Genomic DNA, 17,303 nt, shown 5'->3' with positions numbered 1-17,303 from the left:
GCCGGAATATTATCAAATTGGCCGCACCGCGGGTATTGCCCTAAAGGGCATCTTGAAATCAGAAGCACATTCGAGGAAGCGCGATGTACGAATAGCCGCGAATATCCGTCTCCGGCCCCGTTCTTCACCTGAGGCTTGATGATATGTCGGGCGTCTTGGCGCGATGTTGAAGTGAGTGGTCTATGGCGTCAACGATCGCCGGTGCCCGCTGCTATCGACCCCGGAACGCCAAAGGTCGGGGCCGCCCCTGATTGATGGCTGCTCTCGACTGGGCTGATCTAGGATTCTTCGCTGTATCGCACCCATCGCGAAACACCAGCAAGTCATAAGCGACGGCGTCCAATACGCGTCTGAAAAGACGCGGTCGCCTTAGTAGCAAAGGCTCAACCTTCTTTTGCTATCGCTGGAGCCGATGGCGTTGGAGACTTGAGCGATGAAAATTCCGGCTGTGATGGTTCTGATGGCAGCCGCCCTGCAGCCGGTCTCAGCCTTCGGCGAGACCGAATGGATAGGCGGCGCCAGACAATGGTCGGTCGGCTTCGCCAACGAGAGCCCGCATCCCTATTGCCGCCTGCTGTGGGACAGCGAGATCGGCAAGACCATGGAATTCCGCCAGAGCGCGACCGAGACATTCTGGCTGGTCGCAAAGACCACATGGGACATTCCGGCCGGCACCAAGACCGAGGTGACGCTGACCGATCGTACGGTAACGAAAGTAATCGCTGCCGATTTCTTCGACAAGAACACGCTTCGCCTCTGGGGCCTGGCCAGCAAGGGGAGCGCCGGGCTGAAGAAGATCATCAAGAATTCCTTTGCCGGAATGCCTGACGTGCAGATCACCTTTGCCGGCGACGAAGGCGACTGGACGCTGCCGCTCTCGCGGGTGGAGCAGCTCTACCCGACTTATCTCCAGTGCCTCAAACGTCTCGAGGCCGGCGAAAAGCCAACGCAGAATTCCGAAACTCAGCCGTTCTGACAGCCGACTATAGCGGCGGCGCAGTCTCGCGGATCAGGCTGCGCACAGCCTCGATATCGCCGTTGAGCGGCCGTTCGTCACGATAATGGAAAACACGTTCCCGCACGGCTTGATAGACGAGATCCGTGCCTGCGGCCCGCGGCGCTGTCGCCGCCAGGAAATCATGTGCCTGGGCAGCGGCCATCAGCTCGATCGCCAGAATATATTCGGCATTGTCGATGACGGCGAGCAGCTTGCCGGCGGCAGCTGTCGGATGCGCGAGGAAATCTTCCTGCAGGCCGGAGGTCAGCCCGCCGTCCAAGGCCGCGGGTGCGGCAAGGCGGCGGCTCTCGTTGCTGAGGGCGGCGGCGGTATATTGGGCGATCATGAAGCCGGAATGGCTGCCGGCATCGCTCGCCAGAAACGGCGGCAGCCCGCTCACCAGCGGATTGACCAGCCGGTCCATGCGCCGCTCGCTGATCGCGCCGATCTGTGCGAGCGCAATCGCCAGGCTATCGGCCGCCTGCCCAAGGGCCGGGGCGACCGCATGGGCTTCGGAGGAGACGATCGGCTGCTCCGGCGTGCCCGAGACAGCCGGATTGTCCGTCACCGAAGCAAGTTCCTGATCGACGACGCGGGCGGAATTGTCGAAGACATCGCGGGCTGCGCCATGGGCATGCGGCACCGAACGAAGGCTGAGCGCATCCTGCGTGCGCCGGCCGAAGGCGGCGGCGACAAGACCGCTGCCCTGAAGCCGCGCGCGCAGGCTCGCTCCTACGTTCTCTATTCCCGCCGATGGGCGTAGCGCCAGTACGACTTCGTCGAAGGCGCCGATCTGGCAGCCCGCCGCTTCCAGCGTCAGTGCTGCGATCGCATCGGCCCAGTCGAGCAGCCGTTCGGCGCGCGATAGCGCGACAGTGGTCAGGCCGGTGGCGCAGGCCGTGCCGTTGACAAGGCTCAAGCCCTCCTTGGCCCCAAGCACCAAGGGCTCGAGGCCGATCGCGGCAAGCGTCTCTCGGCCGCTCATGCGCCGACCATCCAACTGAGCGCTGCCTTCGCCGATCAGAACAAGGGCAATATGGGCATTGTGGACGAGATAACCGGCAGAGCCCTTCGACGGCACATCCGGAATGCAATCATGTTCTAGCAGTGCCGCAAGATGCTCGACGATCTCGCGCCGCACCCCGGAATGGCCATGTGCGAAATTGGCGATCCCAGCGGCGATGATGGCGCGCACCTCGCGGGCGGCAAGCAACGGCCCGACACCGCAGGCATGGCTGAGCACGATGCTGCGCGACAACAGGCTCTGCGAGGCGCGATCAACCACCGTATCGGCCAGCGCCCCGACGCCGGTGTTGATGCCATAGGCGCGCGCACCGGTCTCGACGATGCGCGCAACGATGCGGCTTGCCTGCTCGACACGTGCAAAGGCGGCGGGCGACAGCGCAAGCTCTTCCCCGGCCGCAACGCGCGCGACTTCGCGCCAGGTGAGCCCTGCATCGATGGTGACCGTCATTGACCGCTTCCGAAATGGCCAATGAACTGGCGGAAGGCGGGGGTCGCGCCGCCGGTGAACATTTCCTCCGGCTTGCCGCTGCTTTCGATCAAGCCTTCGCGCATGAAGACGACGCGGTTCGAGACGTTGCGGGCAAAGCTCATCTCATGGGTGACGACGAGCATGGTCATGCCTTCCTCGGCAAGCGAGCGCATGACGCGCAGCACCTCGCCGACGAGCTCCGGATCGAGCGCCGAAGTCGGCTCGTCGAAGAGCATCACCTTCGGCTTCATCGCCAGCGCCCGGGCAATCGCCGCGCGCTGCTGCTGGCCGCCGGAGAGGTGGGCGGGATAGGCGTGGCGCTTGTCGGCGATACCGACTTTTTCGAGCAGCGCTTCAGCCTCGGCGATGCAGTCGCCCCGCGGCCGCTTCAGCACGTGGATCGGGCCCTCGATGACGTTCTGCAGGATCGTCATGTGGGACCAGAGATTGAAGGATTGGAACACCATGCCGAGTTCGGAGCGAATATGGTCCACCTGCTTCTGGCTGGCCGGCTTGCTCCGGCCGTTCTTGTGCACCATGCGGATCTCCTCGCCGTCGACCCAGATCTCGCCGTCGCTTGCGGTTTCGAGCATGTTGATGCAGCGCAGAAAGGTCGATTTTCCGGAACCGGAGGCGCCGAGCAGCGAAATCACATCGCCGTCTTCAGCATCGAGGGAAATGCCGCGCAGCACCTCGTGCGTACCGAAGCTCTTGCGGATATTGCGGACCGATAGTCGGGTTACGCCTGGCATGGGTGCTCCAATCGGGTCAAAAACTGCTTACGCCTTCAGCGCGTGCGGGGCCGCGCGGCGGTGTCGGGAGAGCGAATATTCGAGCAGAGCCATGCCCTGCAGGATGATGAAGTTGAGGACGAGATAGATGATCGCAGCACAGAGAAAGACTTCCATCGTGCGGTAGGTCTGTGAGATCAGCCGCTGGGCGACGCCGGTGACCTCCCAGACGGTGACGAGGCTTGCGAGCGCCGTCGACTTCATCATCAGCACGATCTCGGTGGAATAGGCCGGCAGCGCGTGGCGAAAAGCGATCGGCGCCAGGATACGGCGGACCAGCAGGAAGCCGGACATGCCGATAGAGCGCGCCGCCTCGATCTCTTTCGGCGAGACGGCGCGAATGCCGCCGCGGAAGATCTCCGCCGTGTAGCCGGCGGTGCAGAGCGCCAGCGACAGCACGGCGCAGACCATCGGCTCGCGCAGGAACGGCCAGAGGAAGGAATAACGGATGAAGCCGAACTGGCCGAGACCGTAGAAGACCAGGAACATCTGGATCAGCAGCGGCGAGCCGCGGAAGATGAAGATGTAACCCTTGGCGAAGCTTGACAGCACCGGGTTGCCGCTGGTTCGCATCCAGACGATGACGAGCGCCAAGAGGCCACCGGTGATAATCGACAGCGAAAACAGGATGAGCGTCGTCGGTACGGCCTTGAGCAGGGTGACCAAGGTCGATGCGATGAAGGTGAAATCCATTGTCGCCCCCTTACGCCTGGCCCATGGCGGATGCCGGCATGCTGCGATTGGCGCGGCGCTCCGCCCCGTTGAAGATGCGGTCAGAAAGGCTGGTCAGGAGCAAATAGAGGCAGCCGCCGGCGATGAAGAACAGGAAATATTGCCGGGTTGAGCCCGCCGCCACCTGGCTGGTGCGCATCAGTTCGGCAAGGCCGGTGACGGAGATCAGCGCCGAATCCTTGAGACTGAGCTGCCAGACGTTACCGAGGCCGGGGATGGCGAGGCGAAACACCTGCGGCATGATGATGCGGCGAAGGCGCATGCCGCGATGCATGCCGATCGCCGAGGCTGCCTCGAGCTCGCCCTTGGAGATGGCGAGAAAAGCGCCGCGGAACACCTCCGCCTGATAGGCGCCGGAGATGATGCCGACGGCAAGCGCGCCCGCGATAAAGGAGGGCAGGCCGAGGAAACCTTCGTAACCCATCGCCTGGCCGATCGAGGTGACGGCCGAGGAGCCGCCGAAATAGATGAGATAGATGATCAGCAGCTCGGGCACGCCGCGAAACACAGTCGTATAGACGTTGCCGAGCGTGACGAGGACAAGATTACCGGAGAGTTTTGCCGCAGCGACGATCGCGCCGAGCACGGCGCCGATCGCCAGCGCTGTGGCCGTGACAGCCAGCGTCATCAAGGCAGCGGCAATGAGCAGCGCGCCCCATCCGGTCGAGCCGAAGCCGAGCAGTTCCAAGCTTGCCATATCGTCCGTTCCCCGTCCGTGGCAGTGTTTTGCGGATTGACACCAGAGCATGATGCCGAAAAGTGTGAGCGGCTTTCGGAAGACATCATGCTCTAACTCTTTTCTTTAGAACAGGATCAGCTTTTAGGCCGGCCGGGCCTGAAAACATCCTGTTCGAGCATGCTGTCTCCGGCGATAAAGCCGGAGACACCTGTATGAGGCCGAAAGGCCGAAACGCTTATTCCTGCGGGCTGACGTCGACCTGGAACCACTTCATCGACAGGTTCTTGACGGTTCCGTCGGCAAGCGTCGACTTGATCGCCTCGTTGAACTTGTCGCGCAGGTCGGTATCGGCCTTGCGGACGCCAAGGCCTTCGCCCTCGCCCCAGATCGAGCCGACGATCTCGGGGCCGGTGAAGTCGAGCGTGTCGTTGGCCGCCTTAAACGCGTTGGCGAAATAGACGGCGTCGTCGAAGCCAAGGTCGATACGGCCGTTCTGCAGGTCGAGGTCGCGGTCGGCGCCGGTCTTGTATTCGCGGATCTCGGCAATATCGCCGAAATTGTCATAGACGAACTTGGCATAGACGGTTGCCGCCTGGATGCCGATCGTCTTGCCCTTGAAGGCGGCCTTCAGCGCGTCGATCTCCTTCACGCCGGTCTGGCCGGGGGTCATCTTGATCGTGGCGCCGGTGCCGGCGGCCTTTGCCAGCGGACTGTCCTTGGCGGTGGCGAAGGCAGCAGGAGTAGCGGCATAAGGAATGGTGAAACCAATCACCTGCTTGCGCTCCTCGGTGATAGAAAGCGCATCCATGATGACGTCGAATTTGCCGGCGTTGAGCGCCGGGATCATGCCATCCCAATCGGAGGCGACCAGCGTGCACTCGATCTTGGCGCGCTCGCAGAGCACCTTTGCGAGTTCCGGTTCGAAGCCGCCAAGCGTGCCGTCGGCATTGGTGAGGTTCCAGGGCGCGTAAGCACCTTCGAGCGTAATGGTCGCCTTCGTCCAGTCCTTGGAAAAGGCAGGGGCGGCGAAAGCGGAAAAAGCCGCCACGCCGCAAAACAGGATTGCGCTGAATTTCATTGATGAATTCTCCTCTGGAGTTGAAACAGACCTTGCGGCACCACGGCCGATCTTCGCCGGCTTGCCCTTTCCCGTCCTATTTCTGTTTCAAGGACCGATTGGGAGGTTGTATATGGTACCATATGAAATATTTTGTGTTATGCAAGTGGGAAAGTCGATTTATGTGGCGAATTCCATTCGTGCAAAAGGAATAGGCAATGAAACGTCCCGGCGAGATGAAGCGCGAGCTGGCGGAAAATGACAGCACGCCGCTCTACGCCGGCGTCAAGCAGGTGATCCTCGACCGCATCCAGAGCGGCGAGTGGCCGCCGAAATACCGGGTGCCGTCGGAAAACGAGCTGGTCGTCGAACTCGGCGTCAGCAAGATGACCGCCAACCGGGCCTTACGCGAACTTGCCAACGAAGGCGAACTCGTCCGCATCCAGGGCGTCGGCTCCTTCGTTGCCGAACGCAAGGGATATTCGGCACTGTTCGAGGTCCGCAACATTGCCGAGGAAATCGCCGAACGCGGTCATGTCCACGAGGCCTCCGTCGTTGTTCTCGCCCAGGAAGCCGCCTCTCCCGAGGTTGCCGACGCACTCGAACTGCCGATTGGTGCTGCGGTTTTCCACTCGTTGATCGTCCACAGCGAAAACGGCGTTCCCGTGCAGATCGAGGACCGTTTCGTCCATCCGGAGGCCGCGCCTGAATATCTCGACCAGGATTTTTCGACGCTGACGCCGAACGCCTATCTGACGGCCTCAGCCCCGCTTAGCGGCTCCGAGCATGTCGTCGAGGCGGCGATGCCGCAGGCCTGGGAATGCAAGCTCTTGACCATCATGAAGACCGAACCGTGCCTGACGATCCGCCGGCGCACATGGTCGGCGAAACAGGTGGTCTCGACCGCCCGCCTCGTCTATCCCGGCCACCGCTATCGGCTGGAAGCGCGCAGCGGCAAGATGTTCGAGGAATGAAAACGCTCGCGATGTTGTATATGGGACCGCGCAATACCATCGGCGGGAGTGAGGGGTGCGATCAGGTTCGGGAGGAACAACTTCCCGCTTGAGAGGTTAGGGGGCCTTCTTGATGGAGCAAACGATGCCGAAGTATTTTTTCCACGTCCGCAGGAACGATGTCTTCAATGAAGATCTGGAAGGCATTGACCTAGCCACGCCCGAGCTGGCGTTCGAGGAAGCAACGGCCGCCGCCCGCGAAATCGTCGCGGAAAGGATCCGCATGGGCGATCCCACGGACGGAGACGCTTTCGAGATCATGACCGAAGACGGCTCGTTGGTCGCAACCGTTCCCTTCCGGTCGGCGGTTCAGTTGAACTAGGTCCATCGGCGTCGATGCTGAAAAGCCGCCTTATTGTCAAAATCAGACAGAGCGTGAACTCTCTGAACCATAGGAGTGGCGTCGCGTTGGTCACCAAAGCGGTGCTATCATGACAATAATCAGGCAGAGCGGGACCAAGAATAGATTGCTGCGCCGGTTTCCGGAGGAAGCCTTCGGGCGTCTGGCGCCGTTCCTGGAACCCGTCGATCTTCCAGTCAAGCACGCGCTCGTGCTGCCGCGCAAGCCGATCGAGCATGTCTGTTTTATCGAAAGCGGCCTCGCCTCGATGGTTGCGGAAAGCTCGGACGGCAAAAGCGTTGAAATCCGCCACATCGGGCGCGAAGGGATTGCCGGTTATCCCGTTGTGCTGGGCGTCGACCGAACCCCGAACAGTACCTTCATGCAGGTGCCGGGCCACGGGCTTCAGGTGGCCACGGAGCATTTTGTTCCGATCCTTGAACACCCAGAGGTGCGGCAACTGTTGCTGCGTTATGTCCACACTTGCGAATTGCAGCTTGCCCACAGCGCGCTGGCCGCCGCCAAATTCAACGTACATCAGCGGCTGGCGCGCTGGCTGCTCATGTGTCACGACCGTATCGACGGCAATGATCTGCCACTGACGCACGAATTCCTGGCGCTGATGCTTGGCGTCAGGCGGGCGGGCGTCACCGATGAGCTGCACATCCTTGAGGGCATCTACGCCATCAAATCGACACGCGGCAACGTCCGCATCCTGGATCGCGACATGCTGATCGAAATCGCCGATGGCTGCTACGGGGTGCCGGAGCAGGAGTACGAGCGGCTGATCGAGACGTCGGCGCGGCCGTCGCTACTTCCCGTCCATCCAAACGGAAATCCCCTTCACGGTATGCTTTGAGCAGTCTCCCGCGACCGCGCTGTGCTCGACCATTCGCCTCGATACCGCCGCCGCGGTCAGCTAATGCCGGCAAATTATCACCCAGCCCAGCCAGAGCTTGACGCGCAAGCCACCCAACAGCGGCCGATCGCGTTCCCGGCGGAAAGAACGCATGACTTTGGCCGCCTCCGCGACGTACCACTGATTTTTAGGGGTCTTGCTGATCACATGACGGACGGTGACGCTGCCGGCGGCCCTCATGCCCAGCAGTTCCGACAGCCGGCCATGGGCGGATCCAGCTGGTTCGTCACCGGGCACCAGCCGGTTGGATTGCGCTCTCTATCACGATGCCGGCGTGAAACGCGCCACCAACGCGTGGCGATCGCCCGGATAGGTGAACCGCACATGCGTTACCGGGCCAGCATTGCTCCAGGTGCGGCGTTCGACCACGAGACAGGCGGTATTGCGAGCGATGTCCAGGACTGCGGCCACTTCGGCATTGGCCGAGACGGCATGGATCCGATGTTCGGCCGTGCTCCACGGCACTTGGTTCAGCAGCCAGGGGCCTGGCGCCGTCGTCAGGAAATCGGCATCGGCGGCTTCTGGAACCGTCGCAAGACTGATCAGCCGCTCCTCCAGGCAAAAGGGCCGCGCGCCGGCATTGTGGATGCAGACGACTTCGACGACGGAGGACGCCACAGGCAGTTCCAGCCTTCGACTGTCGTCCGCCTTCGCCTTGCGGCTCACCTTCTTCGAAACCGCATAGGAATAGGGCAAGTTCAGCGACCGCACCTCGGCCTTGATGTCGTGGATTTCGAGAATGGCCGATTGTGCCTGCGGCTGGGTGACGAAGCTGCCGGACTTCTTGCGGCGCTCGATCAGGCCGGCCTTGGCAAGCTGGGTCAGCACCTTGTTCACCGTCATGCGCGAGCAGTCATACTGCGTGGCGAGATCGACCTCGAAGGGAATGCGGTACCCCGGCGGCCAATCGCCCGAGACGATACGGCCCTCGATGTCGCCGAGGATGCGCTGGTGCAAGGTGGGATCCTTGCTTTGGTTCATCGCCACGTTCCGATTGGTCTCCCGCTATCTCTTTGTTTTTACGCAATCCCGGACGCGAACCGCTCCACACTTGCTGGAATTGCTCTAATTCGAATGCCTGGACAGGAAAAGCTCTTTTTCAGGCGGCCAGCAGTTCACCCATGACAGCCAGGAAGCGCCGGTCGATGGCATCGCGCCTGAGATGGCGACCGCCCTCCACCTGTTTGCTGCCGCGCGCCCAGACGCAGTCGACGGAAACGCCGCCTGCAAACACCCAATGGTCGAGGATCTGGTCGCCTGCGAGATAGGGAACGGCCGTGGCATCGAGCGAAACGATATCGGCGTGATGGCCCTCAGCAAGACCCGCCGGTGCTTTCAGCGCAGCACCGCCGCCGGCAAGCGCATGTGTGAACAGCGAAAGCGCCGTCGAACCGCCGGGTGCTGCGACGACGTTGCGGGCGCGAAGCGCCAGGCGCTGCGAATATTCGAGCTGGCGCAGTTCCTCCGGCACGGAGATCAGCACGTTGGAATCCGAGCCGATGCCGTAACGCCCGCCCTCTTCGAGGAAAAGCGGCGCGGCAAAGGCGCCGTCGCCGAGATTGGCTTCGGTGATCGGGCAAAGGCCGGCGATCGCGCCGCTTTTCGCCATCCGCCGCGTTTCATCCTCGGTCATGTGCGTCGCGTGGATCAGGCACCATCGCTGATCCACAGGCGCATGATCGAGCAGCCATTGCACAGGCCGCGCGCCGGACCAGGCAATGCAGTCCTCGACCTCCTTCACCTGCTCGGCGACATGGATATGGATGGGACCGTCGCCGGCCATCGGCACCAGCCTTGTGAGCTCCTCCGGTGTCGCCGCCCGCAGGCTGTGCGGTGCGAGCCCAAGTTCGGCGCCGTCGAGCCGGCCGGCGACTGCCCGGCATCCCTCCATCAGCCTTTCGAAGCTTTCGAGCGAATTGATGAAACGCCGCTGACCATCGATGGGGGCAGCGCCGCCGAAGCCGGAATGGGCATAGAAGACCGGCAGCAGTGTCAGGCCGATACCGGTCTCTTGGCTTGCCGCGCCAATGCGTTCGGCAAGCTCGGCGATATTGGCGTAGGTGCCGCCATCCCTGTCGTGGTGGAGATAGTGGAACTCGCCGACGCGGGAAAAACCGGCCTCGAGCATCTCCGCGTAAAGCTTGGCCGCGACCGCCTCGACATGCTCAGGGGTCATCGCCAAGGCAAACTTGTACATGACCGTGCGCCAGCTCCAGAAGCTGTCATTGGCCGGGCCGCGCACTTCGGCAAGACCGGCCATCGCCCGCTGGAAGGCGTGGCTGTGCAGGTTCGCCATGGCAGGAACGAGGAGAGCATGGCGTTCGTCGCCGGGCTCGGGAGAAGTGCCAATTTCGACCCGCGCAATACGCCCGGCCTTAAGCGTCAGCCGCACATCCTTCTGCCAACCCTGCGGCGTCAGCGCCGTGTCTGCGTGAAGTATGGTCATGACCTTCCCTCTCCTCTTGCCGTGCCGCCGATCTTTCTTTTCCAGAAAAGCGCACAAAATTTCTCTTGTCACCTGTCGATTATGTATATACATGTTTTGGCATAAGGAAAGGCGCAAAGCTGATGACCGGGAACATTTTTTCAGACGAAGCCCCATCTGCCGACACCCACCCAGTGCTGTGGCGCAATGCGCGGTTGGCCACGCTGGCGTCTGCTAAAGAAGGCCTCGGCATCGTCGAAAAGGGCGCCGTGCTGATCGAAAACGGTCGCATCGCCTTTGCCGGCGCCGAAAGCGACCTGCCGGCATCGGCCATCGAACATTCCGAAATCGTCGATCTCGAAGGCCGCTGGGTAACGCCCGGTCTCGTCGACTGCCACACCCATATCGTCCACGGCGGCAATCGCGCCCGCGAGTTCGAAATGCGCCTGGCAGGCGCGACTTATGAGGAGATCGCACGCGCTGGCGGCGGCATCGTTTCCTCGGTGAAGGCAACCAATGCGCTGTCGGTCGAGGAGCTTGTCGCGCACGCTCTGCCGCGGCTCGACACGCTGCTTACCGAAGGTGTGACGACGATCGAGATCAAGTCCGGCTACGGGCTGAACCGGACCGGTGAAGTGAAGATGCTGCAGAGCGCCCGCCTGCTCGGCCATATCAGACCGGTCCGCGTCGCCACCAGCTATCTCGGCGCCCATGCGACGCCCGTGGAGTATAAGGGTCGCAACGGCGATTATCTCGATGATGTCGTCCTGCCCGGTCTCGACGACATGCATGGCCTCGGTCTTGCCGATGCCGTCGACGGCTTCTGCGAGGGCATCGCTTTTTCGACCACCGAGATCGCCCGCGTCTTCGACAAGGCCAAAGCGCTCGGCCTGCCGGTCAAGCTGCATGCCGAGCAGCTCTCCAATCTTGGCGGCGCCAGGCTCGCCGCCTCCTATGGCGCATTGTCAGCCGATCACCTCGAATATCTCGACGAAGATGGCGTTGCGGCGATGGCCGCAGCCGGCACCGTCGCCGTGCTGCTCCCCGGCGCCTTCTACGCCATCCATGAAAAGCAGAAGCCGCCGGTAGAGGCGCTGCGGCGGGCAGGCGTGCCGATTGCGATCGCCACCGATTGCAATCCCGGCACCTCGCCGCTCACCTCGATGTTGCTCACCATGAACATGTCGGCCACACTTTTCGGCCTCACCGTCGAGGAATGCATCGCCGGCGCCACCCGCGAAGGTGCGCGCGCGCTCGGTCTGCTCGACAAGACGGGAACACTCGAAGCCGGCAAATCCGCCGATCTCGCCATCTGGAATATCGAAAGCCTCGCCGAGCTCGTCTACCGCATCGGCTTCAATCCGCTTCACGCACGCGTCTTCAAGGGCGAAAGGAACGGTCGATGACCATCACGCTCCACCCGGGCTCCGTCTCGCTCAAGGATCTGGAAATTATCTACTGGACCGGTGTGCCGGCAAGGCTCGATCCCGCCTTCGATGCGGGGATCGCCAAGGCCGCTGCCCGCATCGCCGAGATCGCCGCCGGCAACGCGCCGGTCTACGGCATCAATACCGGCTTCGGCAAACTCGCCTCGATCAAGATCGACAGCGCCGATGTGACCACCTTGCAGCGCAATCTCATTCTGTCGCATTGCTGCGGCGTCGGCGCGCCGCTGCCCGACAATATCGTGCGGCTGATCATGGCGCTGAAACTGGTCTCGCTCGGACGCGGCGCCTCGGGCGTGCGGCTGGAGCTGGTGCGGCTGATCGAAGCTATGCTGGAAAAGGGCGTCATTCCGCTGATCCCGGAAAAGGGCTCGGTCGGCGCCTCCGGCGATCTTGCGCCCCTTGCCCATATGGCGGCGGTGATGATGGGCGAGGCCGAAGCCTTCTTCGCCGGCGAACGGCTCTCAGGAGCGCAAGCCCTCGAAAAGGCCGGGCTGAAACCGGTGGTGCTCGCCGCCAAAGAGGGTCTCGCTCTCATCAACGGCACCCAGACCTCGACGGCGCTGGCACTTGCCGGCCTCTTCCGCGCCCATCGCGCCGCGCAGGCGGCGCTGATTACCGGCGCCATGTCCACCGATGCCGCCATGGGCTCTTCGGCGCCCTTTCATCCGGATATTCATACATTGCGCGGCCATAAGGGCCAGATCGACACGGCGGCGGCACTTCGGGCGCTCCTCGAAAATTCCATCATTCGCCAGAGCCATATCGAGGGCGACGAGCGCGTGCAGGATCCCTATTGCATCCGCTGCCAGCCGCAGGTCGACGGTGCCTGCCTTGATCTGCTGCGCTCGGTTGCCCGCACCCTCGAAATCGAGGCCAACGCGGTCACCGACAATCCGCTGGTGCTTTCGGACAATTCGGTCGTCTCCGGCGGCAATTTCCACGCCGAACCCGTCGCCTTCGCCGCCGACCAGATCGCGCTCGCCGTCTGCGAGATCGGCGCGATTTCGCAGCGCCGCATCGCGCTGCTCGTCGATCCGACCCTCTCCTACGGCCTGCCGGCCTTTCTCGCCAAGAAGCCGGGCCTGAACTCCGGCCTGATGATCGCCGAGGTGACGTCAGCGGCGCTGATGTCCGAAAACAAGCAGATGTCGCACCCGGCCTCGGTCGATTCGACCCCGACCTCGGCCAATCAGGAAGACCATGTCTCGATGGCCTGCCACGGCGCCCGTCGCCTGCTCGCCATGACCGAGAACCTGTTCGGCATCATCGGCATCGAGGCGCTGACCGCCGCCCAAGGCGTCGAACTGCGCGCGCCGCTGTCGACCAGCCCGGTGCTTGGCAAGGCGATCAGTGTCATCCGCACCAAGGTGGCGAGCCTCGACGTTGACCGCTACATGGCAAACGACCTCGCCGCCGCTGCCGAACTGGTGGCGACGGGTGCGCTGAACGCCTCGGTTTCCTCTGGGATCTTGCCGGTTCTGGAGAGCTGAGATGACGATCAAGGAAACAGTCTCCGCCCCGTGCGAAAGTCGCCAAGGCACCTCCCCCGTCATCCTCGGCTTCCCCCATACCGGCACCGAGGTGCCGCCTGAGATCGCCGACCGGCTCAACGACAATGGCAGGATGCTGGCCGACACCGATTGGCACATTGACCAGCTCTATGATGGCCTGCTCGACAATGTCACGACGGTGCGCGCCACCTTCCACCGCTACGTGATCGACGCCAACCGCGATCCGGCCGGCGTCAGCCTCTACCCCGGCCAGAACACCACCGGCCTCGTTCCCCAGACGGATTTCGACGGCAAGGCGATCTGGAAGGAAGGCGCCACACCCGACGAGGCCGATATCGCGGCGCGGCTGCGGGACTTTCATGCTCCTTATCACGCGGCCCTTGCCGCCGAGATCGAGCGCGTGAGAGCAATCCACGGCGTCGCGATCCTCTACGACTGCCATTCGATCCGCTCCCACATTCCCTTCCTGTTCGAAGGAAAGCTGCCGGATTTCAATATCGGCACCGATATGGGCAAGACGTGCGACAGCGCGATCGAGCAGGCGACGCTTACCGTCGTCGAAGCCGCTGAGGGTTACGACAGCGTGCTCAACGGTCGTTTCAAGGGCGGCTGGACGACACGCCACTATGGTCGGCCCGAAACCGGCGTGCACGCGATCCAGATGGAGCTCGCGCAATCGACGCATCTGCAGAGCGAGGCGGCGCCCTTTGCCTATGACGCCGCCAAGGCGGACAGACTTCGCGTCCATCTCAAGAACATTCTGGTGCGCATCGAACAGATTGCGCCAGGCCTGAAACGATAACGATCTCTCGACAGGGGAACCGCCATGAGCAATCCACGCCACAATATCCGCGAAATCCGCGCGCCCCACGGCAACGATCTCAATGCCAAAAGCTGGATGACCGAAGCGCCGCTACGCATGCTGATGAACAATCTCGACCCCGACGTCGCCGAAAATCCGAACGAGCTCGTCGTCTATGGCGGCATCGGCCGCGCCGCCCGGACCTGGGAGGATTTCGACCGCATCGTCGCGACGCTCAAGACGCTGACGGAAGAAGAAACCCTAGTCGTGCAATCCGGCAAGCCGGTCGGCGTGTTCCGCACCCATAAGGATGCGCCGCGGGTGCTGATCGCCAATTCCAACCTCGTGCCGCATTGGGCGACCTGGGATCATTTCAACGAGTTGGATAAGAAGGGTCTCGCCATGTACGGCCAGATGACGGCCGGCTCATGGATCTATATCGGCACCCAGGGCATCGTGCAGGGCACCTACGAGACCTTCGTCGAGGCCGGCCGCCAGCACTACGGCGGCAATCTCAAGGGCAAATGGATCCTGACCGGCGGGCTCGGCGGCATGGGCGGCGCCCAGCCGCTCGCCGCCGTCATGGCCGGCGCCTGCTGCCTTGCCGTCGAATGCAATCCCGATTCGATCGATTTCCGCCTGCGCACCCGCTATGTCGACGCCAAGGCCGAGACGCTCGATGAAGCGCTTGAGATGATCGACCGCTGGACCAAGGCCGGCGAGGCGAAATCCGTCGGCCTGCTCGGCAACGCCGCCGAAATCCTGCCGGCGATGGTCCGCCGCGGCATCCGCCCCGATATCGTCACCGACCAGACCTCGGCGCACGACCCGATCAACGGCTACCTGCCGAAGGGCTGGACGATGGGCGAATGGAAGGCAAAGCGCGAAACCGATCCGAAGGCCGTGGAAAAAGCGGCGCGCGCCTCGATGCGCGAGCATGTCGAAGCGATGATCGCCTTCTGGAACGCCGGCGTGCCGACCCTCGATTATGGCAACAATATCCGCCAGGTCGCCAAGGATGAAGGCCTCGAAAACGCCTTTGCTTTCCCGGGCTTCGTGCCGGCCTATATCCGGCCGCTGTTTTGCCGCGGCATCGGCCCCTTCCGCTGGGCGGCCCTTTCCGGCGATCCGGAGGATATCTACAAGACCGATGCCAAGGTGAAGGAGCTGCTGCCTGACAACAAGCACCTGCATCATTGGCTCGACATGGCCAGGGAGCGCATCGCCTTCCAGGGCCTGCCGGCGCGCATCTGCTGGGTGGGCTTGGGCGACCGTCACAAGCTCGGCCTCGCCTTCAACGAGATGGTGAGAACAGGCGAACTCTCCGCCCCGATCGTCATCGGCCGCGACCATCTGGACTCAGGCTCCGTTGCTTCGCCCAACCGCGAGACCGAAGCGATGAAGGACGGTTCCGACGCCGTCTCCGATTGGCCGCTGCTCAACGCCCTGCTCAACACGGCGTCGGGCGCCACCTGGGTGTCGCTGCATCACGGCGGCGGCGTCGGCATGGGCTTCTCGCAGCATTCCGGCATGGTCATTTGCGCCGACGGCACGGACGATGCCGCAAGACGCCTCGAGCGCGTGCTCTGGAACGACCCGGCGACCGGCGTCATGCGCCACGCCGATGCCGGTTACGAGATCGCCATCGATTGCGCCAAGGAAAAGGGCCTGCGCCTGCCCGGCATTCTCGGGAACTGAGCCCGGTGAGGATCCTGCGCGCCGGCGATCACAAACGCATGCCCTGGAAAAACGGCAAGGGAGAGACGGTGGAGATCGCCGTCTTTCCGCCCGGCGCGTCGATCAATGACTTCGACTGGCGCATCAGCATGGCAACGGTCGCAGAGGATGGCCCGTTTTCGATCTTTCCTGGCATCGACCGCACGCTGGCAATCCTTGATGGCAACGGCATGGTGCTCGATGTCGCAGGCAGCAAGCCCGTGGTTCTGACAATGGCAAGCGATCCGCTGGCCTTCACGGCGGATATCCCGGTCGCGGCCAGGCTCGAGGACGGAGCCATCACCGATCTCAACGTGATGACGCGCCGCAACGGGCTTACCCATACGCTGATCCGCATCGACGTCGATGGCGGCAAGTCCGTGCCGCTTTCGCCCTCGACATGCCTGTTGCTTTGTCATTTCGGCGCACTCTCATTCCGCCGGGGCGGCGAGACCGGCGCGCTCGCGGCCGGCGATGCGCTACTGATCGAGGACGCGACTGCCACCGTGCTAAAAATCGATGGCGAAGCCACATGTTATCTCGCTTCGATCACCGCAGGCTGATCTTCGAACAACGAGTTGAAAACATTAAATAATCTAGGATTTGGCGAAGCATTGGCATAAACCATCGCCATCTCGGGCCATGGACGTCATTCCTCGTTTCGGTCTAAACTTCGCCCTTGTGATGCGGAAGAAGACCTAGACTGCCCGCAACGTGGCGGGGAGCAAGGGAGCAGGCGTGACGGATCCATACGATATTCTCGGCGTTGAACGCGATGCGGACGAGGCGCAGTTGAAGGCCGCCTATCGGCGCCTGGCAAAAGTTGCCCACCCCGATTCAGGCGGTGATTCGGACGCCTTTGCCCATCTGCAGAAAGCCTATGGGCTGCTTCTCGATCCGGTACGGCGAAAGGTCTACGACGACACCGGCTACGACGTCGAATTCGCCGACGCGGCCGAATTGCAGGCGCTGGTGATGATCGAGAAACTTGTCACCGACGCGGTGCTCGACGAGCGCGCGCCCGGAAGTTTCGATCCCGTCGCCGTCATGCAGGACAGCCTTTCCGAAGAACTGCGCAAGGCGCGTTTCAGCAAGAGCGAGCTGGAGCGCCACGCCTCGCGAATCGGCCTGCATCTGGAACGGCTCGAAAAACAGTCAGGCCGCGACGTGCTTGCCCACATGTTCCGCGCCCGCATCGAAGCGATCTCCAAGGCGGTCGCCGAAACCGAGGCGAAGATCAAGGCGACGGAACGCGCCGCCGACATGATCTCCGGCTATGTCTACGACATCGATCCGCCGCCGCTGCCGGATGACACGGTCACCAGCATCGAATGGGCCGAGCCCTCCAGAAACCGCTCCACCGGCTGACGGGCGGCGT

17 protein-coding genes are annotated in these 17,303 nt (G+C 62.8%); 10 read left to right on the top strand and 7 right to left on the bottom strand.

Features of this window, described 5'->3' with window-relative positions:
- Positions 1-433: 433 nt before the first annotated feature.
- On the top strand, positions 434-976 hold the full coding sequence (locus AC245Y_RS29130) for a hypothetical protein (RefSeq protein WP_017996591.1): 543 nt from the start codon (positions 434-436) through the stop codon (positions 974-976).
- Between the two features lie 7 nt (positions 977-983).
- On the opposite strand, the gene AC245Y_RS29125 is transcribed toward AC245Y_RS29130, so the two are convergent.
- The 5 genes from AC245Y_RS29125 to AC245Y_RS29105 all read right to left on the bottom strand — a co-directional run bounded on the left by AC245Y_RS29125 (position 984) and on the right by AC245Y_RS29105 (position 5,772).
- Positions 984-2,471, bottom strand: a complete 1,488-nt coding sequence (locus AC245Y_RS29125) for an HAL/PAL/TAL family ammonia-lyase (RefSeq protein WP_017996592.1) — start codon at positions 2,469-2,471, stop codon at positions 984-986.
- On the bottom strand, positions 2,468-3,244 hold the full coding sequence (locus AC245Y_RS29120) for an ABC transporter ATP-binding protein (RefSeq protein ID WP_017996593.1): 777 nt from the start codon (positions 3,242-3,244) through the stop codon (positions 2,468-2,470). Before AC245Y_RS29120 ends, AC245Y_RS29125 begins: the two co-directional genes overlap by 4 nt.
- A gap of 27 nt (positions 3,245-3,271) precedes the next feature.
- Complete coding sequence (locus tag AC245Y_RS29115; RefSeq protein ID WP_017996594.1) at positions 3,272-3,976, bottom strand: ABC transporter permease; 705 nt, start codon at positions 3,974-3,976, stop codon at positions 3,272-3,274.
- A 10-nt stretch (positions 3,977-3,986) separates the two neighbouring features.
- Positions 3,987-4,712 carry an ABC transporter permease gene (locus AC245Y_RS29110; RefSeq protein ID WP_003554213.1) on the bottom strand — a complete coding sequence of 242 codons (726 nt, stop codon included), beginning with the start codon at positions 4,710-4,712 and terminating at the stop codon, positions 3,987-3,989.
- 217 nt (positions 4,713-4,929) lie between these two features.
- On the bottom strand, positions 4,930-5,772 hold the full coding sequence (locus AC245Y_RS29105; RefSeq protein ID WP_012763417.1) for a transporter substrate-binding domain-containing protein: 843 nt from the start codon (positions 5,770-5,772) through the stop codon (positions 4,930-4,932).
- Between the two features lie 197 nt (positions 5,773-5,969).
- Here AC245Y_RS29105 and hutC (AC245Y_RS29100) point away from each other — a divergent pair, with 197 nt between their 5' ends.
- The 3 genes from hutC (AC245Y_RS29100) (at position 5,970) to AC245Y_RS29090 (ending at position 7,963) form a co-directional block, all read left to right on the top strand.
- Positions 5,970-6,725 (top strand): histidine utilization transcriptional repressor HutC, encoded by a 756-nt coding sequence (gene hutC / locus AC245Y_RS29100; protein ID WP_017996595.1) that lies wholly within the window; start codon positions 5,970-5,972, stop codon positions 6,723-6,725.
- Between the two features lie 124 nt (positions 6,726-6,849).
- Complete coding sequence (locus AC245Y_RS29095; RefSeq protein ID WP_026157627.1) at positions 6,850-7,086, top strand: DUF6894 family protein; 237 nt, start codon at positions 6,850-6,852, stop codon at positions 7,084-7,086.
- A 109-nt stretch (positions 7,087-7,195) separates the two neighbouring features.
- The gene (locus tag AC245Y_RS29090) at positions 7,196-7,963 is read left to right on the top strand and encodes a Crp/Fnr family transcriptional regulator (protein WP_020487107.1); all 768 of its coding nucleotides are present in this window, start codon (positions 7,196-7,198) and stop codon (positions 7,961-7,963) included.
- A gap of 321 nt (positions 7,964-8,284) precedes the next feature.
- Here the strand turns inward: AC245Y_RS29090 and hutC (AC245Y_RS29085) are convergent, their stop codons facing one another.
- Both hutC (AC245Y_RS29085) and AC245Y_RS29080 read right to left on the bottom strand, forming a co-directional pair.
- Positions 8,285-9,004, bottom strand: coding sequence for a histidine utilization transcriptional repressor HutC (gene hutC / locus AC245Y_RS29085; RefSeq protein ID WP_017996599.1), 720 nt, complete (start codon positions 9,002-9,004; stop codon positions 8,285-8,287).
- Positions 9,005-9,122: 118 nt separating this feature from the next.
- A complete protein-coding gene (locus tag AC245Y_RS29080; protein WP_017996600.1) occupies positions 9,123-10,469 on the bottom strand; it encodes a formimidoylglutamate deiminase in 1,347 nt (448 codons plus the stop codon).
- Positions 10,470-10,591: 122 nt separating this feature from the next.
- Here AC245Y_RS29080 and hutI point away from each other — a divergent pair, with 122 nt between their 5' ends.
- From hutI to AC245Y_RS29050, 6 genes are all read left to right on the top strand, one after another.
- Entirely contained in the window at positions 10,592-11,854 is a 1,263-nt protein-coding gene (hutI, locus tag AC245Y_RS29075; protein ID WP_017996601.1) for an imidazolonepropionase, read from the top strand.
- On the top strand, positions 11,851-13,386 hold the full coding sequence (gene hutH, locus AC245Y_RS29070; protein WP_017996602.1) for a histidine ammonia-lyase: 1,536 nt from the start codon (positions 11,851-11,853) through the stop codon (positions 13,384-13,386). Before hutI ends, hutH begins: the two co-directional genes overlap by 4 nt.
- A 1-nt stretch (position 13,387) precedes the next feature.
- Entirely contained in the window at positions 13,388-14,209 is an 822-nt protein-coding gene (gene hutG, locus AC245Y_RS29065; protein WP_017996603.1) for an N-formylglutamate deformylase, read from the top strand.
- 24 nt (positions 14,210-14,233) lie between these two features.
- Positions 14,234-15,907 (top strand): urocanate hydratase, encoded by a 1,674-nt coding sequence (hutU, locus tag AC245Y_RS29060; protein WP_017996604.1) that lies wholly within the window; start codon positions 14,234-14,236, stop codon positions 15,905-15,907.
- Positions 15,908-15,912: 5 nt separating this feature from the next.
- A complete protein-coding gene (locus AC245Y_RS29055) occupies positions 15,913-16,488 on the top strand; it encodes a HutD/Ves family protein (protein WP_003554231.1) in 576 nt (191 codons plus the stop codon).
- Between the two features lie 175 nt (positions 16,489-16,663).
- Entirely contained in the window at positions 16,664-17,293 is a 630-nt protein-coding gene (locus AC245Y_RS29050; RefSeq protein ID WP_003554233.1) for a J domain-containing protein, read from the top strand.
- Positions 17,294-17,303 lie beyond the last annotated feature (10 nt).

It is taken from the genome of Rhizobium sp. SRDI943 (assembly GCF_057653695.1).
This window is presented reverse-complemented; position numbering and strand designations above follow the sequence as displayed.